11 protein-coding genes are annotated in these 17,430 nt (G+C 65.5%); 8 read left to right on the forward strand and 3 right to left on the reverse strand.

The genetic code is table 11. The features are described 5' to 3' along the window. Nucleotides 1-19 precede the first annotated feature (19 nt). The 3 genes from ACPQ6D_RS16080 to ACPQ6D_RS16090 all read right to left on the reverse strand — a co-directional run bounded on the left by ACPQ6D_RS16080 (nt 20) and on the right by ACPQ6D_RS16090 (nt 1,936). The gene (locus tag ACPQ6D_RS16080) at nt 20-763 is read right to left on the reverse strand and encodes a hypothetical protein (protein ID WP_423225364.1); all 744 of its coding nucleotides are present in this window, start codon (nt 761-763) and stop codon (nt 20-22) included. A 145-nt stretch (nt 764-908) separates the two neighbouring features. Next, the gene (locus ACPQ6D_RS16085; RefSeq protein WP_423225365.1) at nt 909-1,196 is read right to left on the reverse strand and encodes a hypothetical protein; all 288 of its coding nucleotides are present in this window, start codon (nt 1,194-1,196) and stop codon (nt 909-911) included. Nucleotides 1,197-1,492: 296 nt separating this feature from the next. Next, a complete protein-coding gene (locus ACPQ6D_RS16090) occupies nt 1,493-1,936 on the reverse strand; it encodes a hypothetical protein (protein WP_423225366.1) in 444 nt (147 codons plus the stop codon). Between the two features lie 185 nt (nt 1,937-2,121). Between ACPQ6D_RS16090 and ACPQ6D_RS16095 the strand changes: the two genes are divergently transcribed. The 8 genes from ACPQ6D_RS16095 to ACPQ6D_RS16130 form a co-directional block, all read left to right on the forward strand. After that, nucleotides 2,122-2,361, forward strand: a complete 240-nt coding sequence (locus ACPQ6D_RS16095) for a type II toxin-antitoxin system HicB family antitoxin (RefSeq protein WP_423225367.1) — start codon at nt 2,122-2,124, stop codon at nt 2,359-2,361. After that, nucleotides 2,358-2,564, forward strand: coding sequence for a type II toxin-antitoxin system HicA family toxin (locus ACPQ6D_RS16100; protein WP_423225368.1), 207 nt, complete (start codon nt 2,358-2,360; stop codon nt 2,562-2,564). The genes ACPQ6D_RS16095 and ACPQ6D_RS16100 overlap by 4 nt, the downstream gene beginning before the upstream one ends. Nucleotides 2,565-2,853: 289 nt before the next feature. Next, nucleotides 2,854-3,780, forward strand: coding sequence for an endonuclease/exonuclease/phosphatase family protein (locus ACPQ6D_RS16105; RefSeq protein ID WP_423225369.1), 927 nt, complete (start codon nt 2,854-2,856; stop codon nt 3,778-3,780). Between the two features lie 20 nt (nt 3,781-3,800). Then, nucleotides 3,801-6,053, forward strand: a complete 2,253-nt coding sequence (locus ACPQ6D_RS16110; RefSeq protein WP_423225370.1) for a carbohydrate ABC transporter permease — start codon at nt 3,801-3,803, stop codon at nt 6,051-6,053. Continuing rightward, nucleotides 6,046-6,894 (forward strand): ABC transporter permease subunit, encoded by an 849-nt coding sequence (locus tag ACPQ6D_RS16115; protein WP_423225371.1) that lies wholly within the window; start codon nt 6,046-6,048, stop codon nt 6,892-6,894. The genes ACPQ6D_RS16110 and ACPQ6D_RS16115 overlap by 8 nt, the downstream gene beginning before the upstream one ends. Nucleotides 6,895-7,290: 396 nt before the next feature. Beyond that, on the forward strand, nt 7,291-11,079 hold the full coding sequence (locus ACPQ6D_RS16120; protein WP_423225372.1) for a clostripain-related cysteine peptidase: 3,789 nt from the start codon (nt 7,291-7,293) through the stop codon (nt 11,077-11,079). A 45-nt stretch (nt 11,080-11,124) separates the two neighbouring features. Continuing rightward, nucleotides 11,125-14,403, forward strand: coding sequence for a PD-(D/E)XK nuclease family protein (locus ACPQ6D_RS16125; protein WP_423225373.1), 3,279 nt, complete (start codon nt 11,125-11,127; stop codon nt 14,401-14,403). Continuing rightward, nucleotides 14,400-17,430: UvrD-helicase domain-containing protein (locus tag ACPQ6D_RS16130; RefSeq protein WP_423225374.1), on the forward strand; the 3,031-nt coding region annotated here is incomplete at its 3' end. The genes ACPQ6D_RS16125 and ACPQ6D_RS16130, both read left to right, overlap by 4 nt.

The raw sequence follows: 17,430 nt of genomic DNA on the forward strand, positions 1-17,430 counted from the left end.
CCGATCTCTGCACCAGCCATCAAGTCTGCAGTTGCTCTTCGATCTGCGCCATTTGCTCGGCCACCTGCTCCCTCTCCGCAACCAGCTCCTGCCGACGCTCATCAAGCGCCAAGCGGTGCTCGCTGTCCAGCGTTCGCCCCAGGTCCTTGTCCAGCGCGGCGATGCGCTTCGAGAGAGCCTCGTAGCGGCTCTGCAGTTCGACCAACTGCTGACGCAGATGGCGTTGGGCGGACGGGCCGCTGGGGACGGGCGGCGCGGCCGGCGAATCGCTAAACACGTTCGTGACCTGCGCCTGGTCGCCGATCACGACGCCTTGCGCGCGGCCGATGTGAATGTTGTACTTCCCCTGCTGCACCACATGGTCGCGGCCGCCCACGACGATGCTGCCCTCGCTGCCGGCCAGCGCGCCGGTCCCCTGGGCGATCGCGCCGGAGCCGGTGAGAGTCGCCTGGTACGACACGACGGCGTCCCGTGGGGGCGACGCGGCTGGTGCAGCGCCCGCGTCCGGCGCCAGCAGCCGGTCGGCATATTCACGGTAGCGCGCCGGGTTGATGGCCTGGATCAGCGCGGCCAACCGCGCCATCTGTCCGCTGCGCTCGGCGTACTCGATCAGAAGCTGCACACGTTGGCTGCGCGTCTGGCCGGCGGCAAACTGGTTGGCGACCGGCCGGAAGTAATCGAACGCCAGGGCTGTGAACTCATCTTCGGTGAGGGCCGCGCTGATCAGGTCACGCAGCGCAGCGGTGTTGTAGCGTGTGGTCACGGGTCGCTCCTTTGCTGACAGATCAATAAATAGCATTCACAGTTCAGGGGGAGCGTCAATCGAGCGGCGCCTGGTGATTACCCACAAGTCTCATGAGACCACACCCCCATGTCAATGCATCTTGGATGACGCCGTTCCGCCGCAGCTACGCCCCAGCGCGACCCGTCTGCTGTGCGCGGTAGCGCGCCACTTCCACTGGGTTGATCTCCTCGAGCCGCGCAAGCAGGCTTTGCACCTGGTCCTGCTGGCGAACATAGTCGAGCAGACGTTGAACCTTGGTCGTACGCGCCATGCGGGCGTTGAATTTTTCATAAACTGGGCGGAAGTGATTGGAGCAAAGTACGGTCAGTGCATCGTCGCTCAGCACTGCATTGAGCAGATCGCGCAAGGGGTCATTGTTTGGCCTAACTTCCTTCGAGTAAACATCGGGCATGAGTCAAATCCTCCTCTGGTATGCCAGGGTTATAGCGCAAGTTCTACAATTTGCCACAGTTCGTCCCCGTGCAGCGATACGGGGTTGCCCTTCATGCTGGCCGGTCACGACAAAGGGGCTGACCGTGATTCCCGCCGCGGTCAGCTGTTCGATCAACTCGGCGGCGCGCGCCGGATGCCTACCGCGTCACGAGCAGCGCGCGGCGTCCCATCGCCGCGGCGAGCGGGCCAAGCTGGCGCAGAGTTCCTGCGCCAAAGATGATGCGCGTGGCGGTGGTAAATTCAAAGCGCATGGGCCTACCAGCCGCCATCGTCGGGAAACACGTTATTGTACTTGACGCTGCTGCGCGGCGCGGCCATCATCGGCGCCACGGCGTCGCGCCAGGCGGCATAGTGCGCGGTTTCCTTGTGGCGCGCCGGCGCGTCGGCCGTGCGATAGACCTCAACCAGCAGAAAATGCGCGGCGTCGGTCGCGTCGGCGTCCGGCGCCTGCAGCCGGTCGGCATACTCACGGTAGCGCGCCGGGTTGATGGCCTGGATCAGCGCGGCCAACCGCGCCATCTGTCCGCTGCGCTCGGCGTGCTCGAGCAGAAGCTGCACACGCTGGCTGCGCGTCTGGCCGGCGGCAAACTGGTTGGCGACCGGCCGGAAGTAATCATAGACCAGGATATTGAACTCATCCTCGGTAAGGGCCGCGACGACCAGTTCCCGCATGGCGGCCGGGTGATATCGTGTGGTCACGGGTCGCTCCTTTGCTGACAGATCAGTGAATAGCATATCACAGTTCACGGAGAGCGTCAATCAAGCGGCGGCGCGCTCGGTTGATAGCAGGGTAATAGGCGCCTGCGCTGCCAGCCGGTGACGCTCTTTTGGCGTCTATTTCCTGATCCGGACCCCTGTGCTATAATACGCCCCGGAGGCATCCAATGGCAACGTACAGAATCACGCTGGAGATCGAGCATTTGCCCGAAGGGCCGTATTTGGGGACAAGCCCCGATCTACCGGGCCTGATTGTGCAGGCCGAGACAGCAGAAGAAGTCATACGCCTGGCGCCAGATATCGCCGCCGACTTGATCCAGGTCATGCAGGAAATGGGTCAACCGCTGCCGACGCAGCTCGTTGCCCTTTTTACGCCGCTGCGTGTTCCAATCGCCGTGCCGGCATGACATACCGGGAGTTGGTTCGCAAGCTGCAAACCCTCGGCTGCGAGTTCAAACGTCAGAGCAAGGGCAGTCACGAAATCTGGGCCAATCCGCACAAAAATCTTTCAGCCGTCATTCCTCACCATCCCGGGGATATCCCCAAGGGGACGCTCAACGCAGTCCTGAAACAGTTGGGTATTGATCGAGACGAGTTCGACGCCGCCTGAAGCAAACCCGGTCTTTGTACCAGCGCCTCAAGCCCGCAGATGCTCTTCGATCGGCGCTATTTGCCCTGCCACGTGATTTCTATCCGTGACAAGATCCTGCCGACGCTCGCCAAGCACGACCTTCGTTTCGCTGTCCAGCGTTCGCCCCAGGTCCTTGTCCACCGCGGCGCTGTCATTCGACCAACTGTAATCCCTGTGCGACAATTACCTTTCATATGGGCTATTCCGTACGATGAGCCGATTATGCCATACAGGAAATCATCATAGCAAATACTGAAAGGATGAGCCGATGGGATTCAAGCGACGCCGCCTGGCCTGGCTGCTGATGGCGCTGGCTGTGCTGACGCTGTGGATGCTGAACGCCAGTCAGCCCGGCGCCGCGGTCGAGGGCTGCCTGGCGGCCTGCGCCAACGCCGCGCGGCCGGACGATGGCAGCGTGCGCATCGTTTCGCTGAACGTGCTGCATGACTTTCCGCGCTTTGCCTACTTGCCGCAGCGCCTCGATCTGATCGCGGCCGAAATCCGACGCCTGGATGCCGACATCGTGCTGCTGCAGGAAGCGCCGTGGACGTGGCGCGTGGGGTCGGGCGCGGCCTACCTGGGCCGGGCCACCGGGCTGAACTATGGTTTTCTACGCGCCAACGGCAACCGCTGGGCCATTCTCTTCGAAGAAGGCGAGGCCATTCTCAGCCGATTTCCCCTGCGCGACGTGAGGTTCACGGAACTGCGGCCACGCGAAGCGCCTTTCCAGCACCGCGTGGCCGTGAGCGCGGTCGTGGACACGGCGTTGGGGCCGCTGCGCGTCGTCAGCGCGCACCTGGCCAATCAGAACCCAACGGTCAACCAGGCGCAGGCAGCCAGCCTGGCGCAGTTTGTCGCCGCCCAGCCAGGGCCGACCATCATTAGCGGCGACTTCAACGCCGCCGCGGACAGCGCCGCGATTCGCGCTCTGCAGCCTGCCTGGGTGGACAGCTTCGCCGCGGTGCGGCCCGACGACCCCGGCTTGACCTGCTGCGTGGATGACCTGACCGCGCCGCCGGACGAACCGTTGGAGGAGCGCATTGATTACCTCTTTCTATCGCCGGGGCCAGCCTCCGCCTGGCGCGTGCGCGCCAGCCAACGCCTCTTCACCGCGCCCCAACTCACCCCCGCGGGTCGCATCTGGGCGTCCGATCACATCGGACTATGGCTGGTGCTCGAATCGTTGCCGAAGTAATGGATTGATATTAAGAGGATATGATGAACCGACCATCGCTGACTACCTGGCGCCGACTTGCGACCATCCTGGTCGTGCTGCTGATCAGCGCCGCGGCGCTTGGGCTGCGGCTGCGCGCAACGCAACTGCTTCCGATTGACTATGACGAGGATGACTACCTCGGCGCGGCCCAGCGCTATGCCCAGTTCTTGGCCGCGGGCGATGTGCGGGGTCTGGTGGACTATGCCTACAACTACGAACATCCCCCGCTGACCAAACTGCTGTACGGCGCGGCGATTCTGCCGCTGCCGCCGGCGCCGCTCTTGCCTGAGCGGCCCTCGACCGACCCGCCCGCCAAGTCGCTGCCGCAGCCCCATTTTCGCATCGCCCGCACGGTGTCGGCCGTGCTGGGCGCGCTGGAGGTGCTGGCGCTGACGATACTGCAGCCGTTGGCCGGGCTGCTGCTTGCTGTCCATACCTGGACGATCAAGTACACCAGCCAGGTGATGCTGGAACCGCTGCCATCGCTGACCAGCCTGCTGACCGTGCTGTTCTATATCAACTCCCGTCGCAGCCGCAGCTCTGGTAGAATCCGGGCGGCGACAGGCTGGTCCATCCTCTCCGCTGTGGCGTTGGGCTTGACGGCCGCGTCGAAGTACACCTACTGCATCGTGGCGCTGGCGATCGCGGCCGATGCCGTTTGGCTGGCGCTCGCTGCCAGATCGCTGCGTGACGATGCCGCTGCCAGGACGCTGCGTGACGATGCAGGTGCATTGGATCACCCACTGCGCGCCGCCATCTTCGAGCTGCTCCTGTGGGGCTTGATTGCGCTCGCCATCTTCTTTGCGGCCAACCCACGCCTGTGGTCGGACCCATTCGGCCGCCTGGCGCAATCGCTGCGCTACCACGGCGAGTACGCGCAAAGCGCCCACGTGCAGCAGTACAACTTCCCCTTCTGGCAGCCGTTGGTCTACCTGCTCGGACCGGTGCCCTGGCACCCAGGCGTCTTCGTCGTCATGCTCGACACCTTCATCACGGTCCTGGCCGGCCTGGGGCTGGGCCGGCTGTGGCGGGAATACCGGGTCTGCGCGTTGTGGCTGGCGATCGGGCTGGGGTTTCTGCTGGTCTGGCCCACGAAGTGGCCGCAGTACATCCTGACGATCACTGCGCCGCTCTCGTTGGCGGCTGGACTGGGTTTTCGGGCCGCACTCTGGGAGCCGCTGCTCCGTTCAGTGCAGCGCCGCCGGGCGGATGGCAGGACGGCTGCCGCGGCGCGGCACGCGGCGGCAGCCCAGCGCGTGGCCCGCCGCGATGCCAGGCGCGCCATACCCTGGCTCACGCCGGGGATCATCGCGCTGAGCCTGCTTGCGCTATTTCCTCTCATCTACCAGGCGGCCGTGGCGCTGACCGACTTCAACGCCATCTCGATCCGGGACGGGATTCAGGGCGGCGTGTGGCGTGCGGTGTGGCAGGGACTGACAGGGCAGGCGCAGCCGGTGGCGGTGGGCATCTTCGAGAGCGTGACGCGGACCAAGGAGGTGCATTGGGCCGGACCCAGCGTGCTTATTCAACTTCTGGGAGGCGCTGAGCCAGACCTGCTGGCCTTCAACCTCCTGTGGGCGGCCCTCTCCGTGTCGCTGCAGGCCGTGTTGGGGGTGGCCGCGGCGTTGATGCTTCATCGGCGCGGCGTGCGTGGGCGCAATGTCTGGCGGACGATCTTCATCCTGCCCTGGGCCATCCCGGAATTTGTCGGCGCGCTGATCTGGCTGCGCATTCTTGAGCCGGGCTTCGGCTGGCTGGCGTTGGCGCAGGGCATTCCCGCGGATGCACTGCGTGCGCAAGCGGTCGCCGGCCCGAACGCGACCCTGGTGCAGCTGCTCGTGGCTGCCACCTGGTACGGCTTCCCCCTGATCATGCTGGCCGCTACGGCTTCCTTGAAACTGACGCCAGACGAGGTCTACGATGCGGCCGCGATGGACGGCGCCGTCGGCTGGCAGCGCTTCCGTTGGATTACGTGGCCGCTGATGCTGCCGCTCCTGGCGCCTGCGCTCTTCGTGCGCGGCATTTTCGCCTTCAACCAGTTCTACCTGTTCTACACGATGCGCGTGGAGCCGCCCACCATCACGCTGGCGACGGCGTCGTACTACTTGTTCACGCCCACCGGCTACTTCGGCGGCCAGTTTGCCGTCTCGGCGGCGATCAACATTTTCACGGTGCTGGTGCTGCTGGGGCTGATCCTGTGGCTGGCCCGACTGACGCGCGGCGAAGCGACGGAGGAGGTGACTTATGCATAGGTTGACCAGGTGGCAGCAGACGCGATATCAGGCCGGACTGACCCTGATTGCCCTGTTCGTGCTGATCCCGCTGTGGGGCATCGTCTACCTGGCGTTCGACGGCGGAGTCAAAGGCTGGCCCACGACGTTCCGGGTTTGGCCGGAGCAATTCACCCTGGCCGTGTTTGCACGGATGTGGGAGAAGCCGGCGCAGGGCATGCCCTTCCTGGCGCTGCTGCGCAACAGCCTGATCGTGTCGGCCGGCGCGGCGCTGGCATCGGTTGCCCTGGGCGCCAGCATGGCATATGCGTTCGCCCGCTATCGCTTCCCTGGCCGGCGCTGGGGGCTGTTCGGGCTGCTGCTCGGTGTGCTGCTGCCTCCGGTGGCCCTGATGGTGCCGCTCTACCTGCTGCTCTCCGCCATGGGCATCCGCACGACCCTCTTCGGGCTGACCGTGGTCTACACCTCGTTCGCCATGCCGTTTTGTATCTGGAACATGCGCGCCGCGTTTCAGGCGGTCGCGCTCGAGCTGGAGGAATCGGCTTTCCTGGACGGCGCCTCGCCGTGGACTGCGTTCTGGCGCATCACCCTGCCGTTGGCCTTGCCGGCCATCGCGGTTGCCGGGCTGATCGCCTTCCTGATTGGCTATTCGGAGTTCGCCATGGGCTGGCTCTTCGTGGACAAAGCGCAAAATGTGACGTTGGCAATGGCGATCTCCGGCATGATCCAGTCGTCTTACCTCGATTCGTGGGCCAACCTGGCGGCGTTGGCGCTCATGATGAGCCTGCCGGTCGTCGTCATTTTCCTCGGCGCGCAGCGCTATCTGATTGACCGGCTGCTGCTTGGCCCCGTGGAGAGTTGAATGGCTCTGGAATTCTGCGCGAGAGACTTGTTGATCTCCTGCAACCCTGGTACAATGACAACTCCAAAAGCCGGATGGTTCAAGGCCCCTCTCGCTTGCTGGCCTGTTTCACTCCAGACTGCTGATGTCAAACTCACTGATCGGATTTTGTGAACCATGCCGATCGTTGATTCCAGGTAACTATTCAGGCGGCGCGCCGTGGCAAGCGAGCGATTGAAATCGCGCCTGATGGGCGTTCCGCCAGGCGTCCACCTGAGTGGACGCGGCGCCGGTCGGCTCCGGCCGACCTGGCGGCGGCACGCCCTTGCGGCCCGAATTCATTCGGCGGCTGCAGTCGGCGCAGGATGCCTGAATAGTTACGACAGACCGAAGTTATCTTTCGCCGAAGGGCACATTATGTCCAACTATCGAATTCGCCACAGCGCACTCATCCTGTTGATTCTCATGTTGCTTCCACTGCTGGCCGCGTGCAATGAGGAGCCGCCTGACACGCCGACTGCTGCCGTCACGCCGTCGCCCACCGCGCGGGCGCGGCCGGGCACGAAGACACCCCTGCCGCCGGTCAAACCCAGCTATTCCAGTCCTGACCTGGCCTTTAGTCTGGATTATCCAAGCGATTGGCGCGTGTCCGACAAAAACGCCAGCAGCGATGGTGTGCTCTTCTACGTGGGCGACCGCGAGACCTCGCTGTGGGTGCAGCGCCAGGAATTCGGCGGCGCCGCCGACGCGGCCAATCGCGCCGGCATCGCTTATCTCAAAGGCGTGAACTCACGACCAGGCATCAGCCAGGTTGTGTATCAGAATGAGCCCACCGTCTATCGCGCCGGCGGCCTCGATGGCCTGCGGCTGGACTACAGCTACGTCGCCCGCAATAAGACGCCGCAGCAGGGCGTCTTTATTGCCGTGACGACCGCTGAAGGCCACACCTACCTTCTGAACTTCGAGGCGCCGCAGGCTGTCTACCCCAGCGACGTCAGTATTTTCACGGCGATGCTGCAGACCCTGCGCATCAGCGGCGTTGCCGTGGATCCCGCGAACCCTGTCAGCAAACCGCCAACGGATCGCAGCGCGGAGGCCGAATGGCTCATCATGCTCTACGTGGACGCCGATGACAACATCCTCGAACGCGACATGATGGTTGATCTCAACGAGGTCGAACGCGTTGGTTCCAGCGACCAGGTGCACATTGTGGCCCAGGTGGATCGCTACAAGGGGGCGTTCAGCGGCATGGGCAACTGGACGTCCACCAAGCGCTTCTACATCACCAAAGACGACGACCTGGGCAAGCTCAGTTCGCCAGAACTGGCCGACCTGGGGGAACTGAATATGGCGGACGGCCAGACGCTCAGCGACTTCATCACCTGGGCCGTGGTCAACTACCCGGCGCGCAAACACGCGTTGATCCTGTCCGACCATGGCTCGGGTTGGCCGGGCGGTTTCAGCGATCCGGCGCCGGGCGGCCAGGGGCGGGACAAGTTGGCGCTGGCAGAAGAGATGGATGACAATCTGTGGCTGATGGAGCTGGACACGGCGCTTGGCGCTGCGCGCCAGAAAACCGGCCTGGACAAATTCGAATTGATCGGATTCGACGCCTGCCTGATGGGCATGTTGGAGGTCTACACCACGCTGACTCCCCATGCCCGCTATGCCGTGGCTTCGGAGGAAGTGGAACCGGCGTTGGGGTGGGCGTACGCCGGCTTTCTCAGCCAGTTGAGCGCCAACCCGGCGATGAATGGCGCAGACTTGGGGCGCGCCATCGTCAACAGCTACATCGCGCAGGATCAACGAATCCTTGATGCCACCGCGCGACGCCAGCTGCTCAAAGAAAATGACATGGACGAGAGCCTGGATTCGCCCAGCGTGGTCAAAGAGTTCAGCGTGGATGTCACCCTGGCCGCGGTTGACCTGAACGCCGTCCCTACGCTGAACCAAGCCGTGAATCGCCTCAGCACGCAGCTGGCGGGCCTGGAGCGCAGCAAGATCACCGGCGCCCGCGCCAACGCGCAGAGCTTTGAGAACGCTTTTGACGATAGCGCCTCGTCTCCGTACATTGACCTGGGACACTTCGTGAAATTGCTGCGCTCGCAGAGCGGCAGCGCAGCGGTCAAGCAGGCGGCGGACGCCGTGCTGGCCGCGATGGGGCAAGTCGTTGTCGCCCAACGCCACGGGCCAGAGCGCCCCGGCGCGACTGGCATCTCGATCTATTTCCCCAGCCGCACGCTCTTCCGCACCCAAGACAATTGGCAGTACACGCGCATTGCCAGCCGTTTTGCGCAGGTTTCTGGTTGGGACGATTTCCTGGCTGCGCATTATGGCAGCCGGCGCAGCGATGCCGCGCCCAAGCGCACCGTCACCCGGTTCGCGACGCTGAGCAAGCCGATCCAGATCGAACCTCTGCGTTTGTCCGCCACCACGGCCGCCGCCGGCCGGCCCGTCAATCTACAAACGACGATCAGCGGCCGGAACCTGGGCTTTGTCTACCACTTCATCGGTCGCACGCTGCCGGAGGAGCAAGCCATTCTGATCGAAGACATGGACTATGTCATGGCTGATGATACGCAGGAGATTGACGGCGTTGCCTATCCAGCCTGGCCGGCAGAGGATGTGGCGGTGGACCTGGACTGGGAACCGACGCTGTTCAGTATCAGCGATGGCGTCACCACAACGCCGGCGCTCTTGATGCCAGCAGCCTATGGCGATACCCCGACCTACACCGTGGAAGGCATCTACCGCTTTGCCGATGGCAGCTCAGAGCGTTTCGCGCGCATTTCTTTTCGCGACGGACGCCTGACGCAGGTGCTCGGCTATCCGCGGCTGAGCAACCTGGGCGCGCCGCGCGCTATCACCCCCGCGCCTGGCGATACGTTCACCGTGCTGCAGCAAATGCGCAAGGTGGGCAGCGCGGCCATGGATCCGCTCGATGCCGTCAGCGAGCAGGGCGCTGCCTTCACGCGTGAAGGGGGCACCCTCACCTTTGGCGACACAGCCTGGACAGTCGTCGAAAGGCCCGCGGCGGCGGGCAGTTATGTCATTGGCGTGATTGCCGACGACCTGGATGGTCAACGCAGCGCACAGTTTGATACCGTCTTTGTGGAAAATGCGCAGGCCGTGGCCGTGAATGGTTTCAAACCCTACACCAACTCCGCCCTTGCCATCGCCCTGCTCTACCCCGCCGCCTGGAGTGTGGAAGAGGACGCGGCCAACGACATGGTGTCGTTTACCGACGACAAGAACGGCGCGTTGGTGCTCGTCGTGCGCGACAGCTACCCCGACGCCGACAGCGCAGACGCCGCCAACGCCCAGGGGCTGACCGACGCGCTGGCTTTGTTCACGGCCGACAGCGAACTGAAGAACGTGGTTGTCGCGCCGCAAGCAGAATCGGTGCTGCTGGGCGCGTACCCGGCCATGCAGCGCGGCGTCACGTTCACCCTGGATGGCGAGCCGCTGCAGGCGCTGGCGGTGGTCTCGTCGCCGACGCGCAATGCCACCTTCACCGTTCTTTTGCTGAGCGCGGCGACCGATTTCCCGACCATGCAGACCACCTTCCAGCCCCTGCTTGCCAGCTTCGACATCATGCTGACAGGCCTCAACAAGGAGCCGCTGGGATCGCCTGCGCCCAACATCCAGCGCGTCCTGTGGCAAGACACTTTCAACGCGGATGACAGCGGCCTCACCGAGGACAGCGGCGATTGGGGCGCGGCCGGCTATTCGGCGGCGGGTCAATATGCCGTCAGCTTGAACCCCTACGGCGGCCCGCTGTATGACTACTATGCCGACGAAAGCCTACCCGCCCGCTTCGTGCTCCAAGCCGCGACCAGCTTCAGCGGCGCGGAGAACAACGGCTATGGCCTGATCTTCCAGGTCACTGACAGCGAGCAGTTCTACAGCTTCCAGATCTCGGGCGATGGCTTCTTTGGCGTGGATCGTATTGATGACGCGGAAACCGTGACCACCTTGATAGACTGGACGCCGTCGGATTTGATCATGACAGCCGAAAAGGCCATCAACACGCTGACCGTGGCCGGCGATGGCGGCGCGTATCGCCTGTACATCAATGGCCGACAAGTGGCCAGCTTCAACGACGACCGTTATCAAGGCGGCTCCTTTGGGCTGATTGCCGATAATTACGATGAGGAGGCTCCGGCCGGCTTCACCTTCGATGAACTCACCCTGGGCGCGCCTTGACCCCAAAACGCATCAACAGGACCGACTAGACCGGTCGAAACTGTCATGCCCACGATCTTGAACCTTGCGCCGGCCGCGGCTGGCAAGACGACGTATGCGCTGAACCTTGCCCGCCAGGCTGCGCAGGGCCTGGCGGGTGTCCCGCGCGTGGTGGTTGCCACGCGCCTGCAAGCGGCCGCCGCGCACCAGCGGCTGGCCGCGGCGGGCGGCGCGCTGGGTGTGCGGATTTTGACCTTCGACGACCTCTACACCGAGTGTCTCGCTGCGGCCGGCGAGGTCTACACCGAGCTGAGCGAACCAGTGCAGTATCGCCTGCTGCGCGCCATTGTGGATTCGTTATCGCTGCGTCACTACGCGTCGTTGACCGGCCGCCCTGGTTTCATCCAGGCTTTGCAGCGCCTGATCGGTGAATTGAAGGCCGCGCAGATCTACCCCGAGCATTTTGCCGCCAGCGTGCAGCAGATGGGCGATGAGGCGAGGCTGCAGGAACTGGCAGCCATCTACCTGGCCTATCAGCAGCGCCTGCAAGACAACGGCTGGGCGGACCGCGCCGGCTTGGGGTGGTTGAGCGTGGAAGCATTGGCGCAGCGCGCGCCCCACGTCGGCCGCGACTGGCCGCTGCTGGCGGTGGACGGTTTCGACGATTTCACCCCCATCCAGGCTGCCTTGCTCGAGCTGCTGGCCGCACGCGTAGGCGAGATGCTGATCACGCTCACCGGCAGCGTGGACGGCAACCGTCGCCCGCTGGTTCATCGCCGCTTTGCGCGCACGCGGCAGATCCTCAGCGCCGCGTTGGGCGTGCAGGCCACGGCCATGCCCACGGCAGTCCACCGAGCGGCCCCACGCCTGGCCTACCTGGAAGCGAACCTCTGGCGGGGCCAGGTCAGCGCGCCGCCGGCCGCGCCCCCGGTGGATCATGCTGGCGTTGGCCCGTTCTTGGCCGCCGCCGACCTCACGCTGATCGAGGCGCCCGACCGCACGGCCGAAGTGCGCGCGGCGCTGCGCTGGCTGAAGGCGCGCCTGCTGCTGGATGGTCGCCAGCCAGGCGAACTGGCGCTGCTCATGCGCAACGTAACGCCCTACCGCGCAGCGATCGAGCAGGTTGCCGCTGAATTTGGCCTGCCGCTCCGCCTCGTGGATGGCCTGCCCCTCGTGTTGAACCCGTTGATTGCGGCCCTGCTCGACCTGCTGCGCCTTGCCCTGCCCGGCCCGGATCAACGGCCAGCCCTGCCGCGGCGCCTGGTGATCGAGGCCTGGCGCAGCCCGTATTTCGATTGGCGCGTGCTGGCGCCGGAGGGCATCGGCCCCACGGACGCTGACCGCCTGGATGCGGCTGCGCGCCAGGGACGCGTCATCTCTGGCCTGGCCCAGTGGGAAGAGGCGTTGGCGCTTTTATGCACGCGCGCCGCTGGCGCGGCTGAGGCCGACTCTACGTTCTCCACCCGGCAATCTGCCAGCTTCGATGTGGACGAGACGCCCCAGCCGGCGGCCGCACCCGCGGCTGAGGCCGCGCGCAGGCTGCATGCTCTTTTTCGGCGCTTCGTTGATTTCCTGACGCCGCCCGCCGGGGAACAGCCGCGGCGCGTCTTTGTCGGCTGGTTGGAAAGTTTGATTGGCGACGATCCCCAGCCGGCGCCCGATGGCGACGCCAGCCAGCCAGGGCAGCCCGATTCCTTGCAGATGGCGGCCCAGGCGCGTCGTGCGCCGCCGTCCATCGCCGGGCAAGACGTGGCGGCCCTGGTGTGCCTCAAGGATGTCTTGCGTGGGTTGGTATGGGCCGAGGAAGCGGTCGCCAGTCCACCCGTGGACTTCGAGGACTTTGTGGCCGACCTGAGCGGCGCCATCGAAGCCGCGGCCTATCATCCACCCCAAGCGGCCCCCGGCCATGACATCATCGTCGCCAATGTCATCCAGGCGCGCGGCCTCTCCTTCCATGCCGTCGCGGTGCTGGGACTGGCCGAAGGCGAGTTTCCGGCCAGCCTGCATGAAGACGCCTTTCTGCGCGAAACCGATCGTGCGCGCCTCCGCCAGGACTTCGGCGAGCTCAGTCGAGCCGTCGGCTTGTCGCTGCCTTCAACCCTGGACAGCGCAGAAGTCGAGTTCTTCTACGAGACCATCACGCGGCCGACCGCGCAGCTGCTCCTCACGCGCCCGCGCCTGGCCGACAATGGCGCGCTTTGGCAGGCATCGCCTTTCTGGGAGGAGCTGAGGCGGCTTGTACCGGTGACGCCCGTCGGCTTGACCAGCGAAAGCCTGCCTTCGCCGACGGAAGCTGCATCTTGGCCGGAGTTGATTGAAACCCTGGCCGCACAACCCGGCCTGACCACGGCGCGCGCGTGGGCGCAGCAGGCTGACCCCGCACGCTGGCTGGCGCTGACCACAGCCGCTGAGGTCTTCCAGGCGCGCAGCGGCGACGGCCAGCATCTGTATGATGGCGACCTGTCCGCCGCGGCAGCTGCGTGCGCGCAACGCTTCGGCCCGACTTTCACTTGGAGCGCGAGCCGCCTGGAAACCTACCGCAGCTGCCCACTCTTCTTTTTCTTCGCCAGCGTCCTGCGTCTGGAGCCGCGCCGCCAACCGGTCGCTGGCCCAGACACCTCACAGCTGGGCAACATCTACCATCGCATCTTCGAACTGGTGTATCAGGCCGCCAGCGACCCTGGCGATCACGTATCGGCGCTGGCGGCCTTGCCAGGGGTAGCCCGCCCGGTGCTTGACGCCGCCCCTGGCCGTGAGGGTTTCCGGGTGACGGCGTGGTGGGCGCAGACGCGGGCCGAAATCGAGGAGGATGTGCGTCGTTCTCTGCTGGGCCTGGCCGAGCTGCGCGGGGACTGGCAGCCCATCGCTTTCGAGCAGCGCTTCTTCGACGCGCAAACCCTGGAAGTCACAGTCGCCGGCGACAGCTTCCGGTTGCACGGCGTCATTGACCGGATTGACCGCGCACCCGACGGCCGCCTGCGCGTGATTGATTACAAAACGGGCGGGCCGAGCAGCTTCAAACGCCAGGCCGTGGAGGCGGGCAAAAAACTGCAGCTGCCGCTCTACGCCTTGGCGGCGCGCGACGCATTGCATTTGGGGCAGCCGGCGGACGGCTTCTACTGGCATGTGCGCCAGGCGCAGCCGAGCGATTTCACGCTGCAAGGCAGCACAGGCGGCCCCGCCGCCGCGATGCAGCGTGCGGCCGCTTTCGCCTGGGAGGCCGTGCAGGGAATTCGCGCCGGCCGCTTCGCGCCCACCCCGCCAGCAGACGGTTGCCCCGACTATTGCCCGGCCGCAGCTTTCTGCTGGCGCTATCGGCCGCGTTACGTGGGCCAAAAGCCATGACAACGACCCTGTTGCCCCATCCCATTGTCGCGCAGATGCACCCAAGCGCGGAGCAAGAACCGCCCATCTTCGCCTCTGGCGCAGACGTGGTTGTAACCGCCGGCGCGGGCGCGGGGAAGACCCGCACGCTCGTCGGGCGCTACCTGGCCTTGCTGGCGGCCGGCGTCAACCTGCGCGCGGTGATCGCCATCACCTTCACGGTCAAAGCCGCGCGCGAGATGCGCAATCGGGTGCGCAATGAGATGCGCCGCTACCTGGAACAGCCTGATTTGCCCGAGGTGGAGCGTGAGCGTTGGCAGGCGCTCTACAGTGAACTGGACGCCGCGCGCATCAGCACGATCCACAGCCTGTGCGCCGACATCCTGGCCGCGCATCCCGCCGAAGCCCAGGTTGACCCGCGTATTACTGTGCTGGACGAAGGGCGCGCCGCGCTCTTGCGCGCCCAGGTTCTCGATGAAACCCTGGCCTGGGCCGCCGACGAGCCGTCCGCCAGCGCCTTGTTCGTCACCCTGGGCGAGCGATCATTGCGCGCGGCGCTCAGCGATCTGCTCGGCCGCCGTCTTGACACAGAAACCGTGTTTGCGCGCCTGCCTGCGGACATCCTGGCGCATTGGCGCGACACAGGCCCTGAGCTGACCACGGCGGACGCGGCGCTGGCGCCCGTGGCGATGGCGCTGCAGCGGCTGTTCGCCTGGGCCTCCGCCCGCTATGCCGCGCGCAAGCAGGCGCAAAACGTGCTTGACTTCGATGATCTGGAAGCGGGCGCGCTGGCGCTGCTCACCGCGCATCCATCCGTGCGCGCCCGTTGGCAGGCCGACATCCAGGCGCTGTTGGTGGACGAGTTCCAGGACACCAACGCGCGGCAGCGCGCGCTGCTCCGCCTGCTCAACGAACCAGGCGGCAAGCTCTTCATCGTGGGCGACGCCAAGCAGTCTATTTACCGCTTTCGCGGCGCAGACGTGACGGTCTTTCGCGCCGAGCGCCAGCAGATTGCCCAGGACGGCCTGGCTTTCAGCCTGCGCACTTCGTATCGGGCGCACGCCGACCTGGTGACCGGCCTGAATGACCTGCTGCGCCCTGTGCTCGGCGTGCAGGCGGCTGCGTCGCGGCCCTGGGTTGAGCCGTTCGAGGCCATCGCGCCGGCGCGCGCGCAGCCTGGCCCTGGCTTTCAGCCGCCCTACATCGAGCTGCATCTCACCGTCGGTACGAAACAGGATGCGCTTGGCCGCGCGGCCGACGCCCTGGCAGCCTATCTGCGCGAGTTGGTGGCGGCATGCAGCATCCACAACGAACGTGAGGCGCAGGTCACGCCGCTGACCTACGGCGATATCGCCATCCTCTGTCGCGCTTCCAATTCGTTTGCGGCCTATGAAGAAGCCCTGGCGCGCGCCGGCATTCCCTACGTCACCGTCGCCGGGGGCGGCTTCTATGATCGGCCCGAAATTCGCGATCTACTCAACGCGCTGGCCGCGCTGGCTGATCCAACGGATGACCTGGCCCTGGTTGGCCTCCTGCGCTCGCCCATCGCAGGCCTCACAGACGCCGCGCTGTATCGTCTGAGCGAGGCGCCCGCGGAGAATTGGTGGCTGCGTCTGCAGCAGCATGGCGCCATCCTGTCGGGCGCCGATGGCGCGCGCGTGCCCCGCATCGTGCGCCTGATTCGCGATCTGCACGACCAGGTTGGCCGCGTGACTGTTGCGGATTTGCTCAAAGCCCTGCTCGATGCTACGGACTACCGCGCCGCGCTGCGCCTGGCCGGCGATGCACGGGGCGCGCGCAACGTCTCCAAGCTGTTGGCTGATGCGCAGGCGAGCGGCCTGGTGAGCATTAGCGATTTTCTGGACACCGTTAACCTGTTGAAGGACAGCGGGGTGCGCGAGGGCGAGGCGCGCACCGTCAGCGAAGGCGCGGTTCAAATCATGAGTGTACACGCGGCCAAGGGCTTGGAGTTCCCGGTGGTGGTCATCGGCGATATCAACTACGCCTCACGCAGCCATGATCGCCTGCTTCTGCATCCCACGTTGGGCCTCGCGCTGCCGATCGCGGATGCGCAGGGGGTCGAACCGGCCATCCATGCGGCGGCCGCGGCCTGGGAAGCTGATCAGGACGAGGCTGAGTCGGCGCGGCTGCTGTACGTGGCGGCCACGCGGGCGCAGGAAAAGCTGATCATCAGCGGCTGCGTGCGCTTGAAGAAGGATCAGACCCTGGGATGGGTCAACGGCTGGCTGAAGCTCATCGCCGGGCCAGCCGCGACCAACCTGGCGAATCAGCGCCTTATGCACCAAGAGACAGGCGACCGGCGCCACGAGCTGCCGTTGCGCGTGGGGGCGGCGACGCCTGTGGCGTGCGTGGTGTACGAACCATTGTACGCGCCGCGCCAACCCCTTGCTGCGCCTGCGGCCGAGACTCTGCCGACTGCGACTGACCTGGCCGCGCCCCTTTTGTTGGCGCCGCTGCCGCGGGTCGCCGGCTGGGAACCAGACACGGCGCGTCGCGTGTGGCGCGTCGCGCCGCCGGCCGCGCGTCCGTATGCGCCCGCGTGGGTCATCGGCTCGCTCGTGCACGAAGCCCTGGCCGCGTGGCGTTTCCCTGACGCTGATTTCCCGCGCTGGGCGGCCGCCCGCAGCCGCAGCTACGGCCTGACTGCCGGTCGCCAGGTAGAACACGCCATCAGCGAGAGCGTACGCCTGCTGCACCGATTTGCGGCGCATCCGCTGTATCAAGAAATGGATCGCGCGACGCAGCGCCTGCACGAGGCGCCCTACAGCATGATCGTGGATGGGCGCGCGGACGAGGGCGTCATAGATGCCTTGTTTCGGCAGGGCGAGCAGTGGACGATCGTGGAGTTCAAGACGGATGCTGTGTCAAATGCGACGGCTGTGGCTGCGCACCTGCAGCACAGCGGTTACCTGGAACAGGCTGGCCGCTATGCGGCGGCCGTGGAGCGACTGCTGGGTCAAACGCCGCGCGTGCTCTTCTGCTGGCTCAACGTGGCCGGGCGCATCGTGATCACAGAAATTCCATCGT

The organism is Candidatus Amarolinea aalborgensis (assembly GCF_900491745.1).
Taxonomy (GTDB): Bacteria; Chloroflexota; Anaerolineae; order SSC4; family Amarolineaceae; genus Amarolinea; species Amarolinea aalborgensis.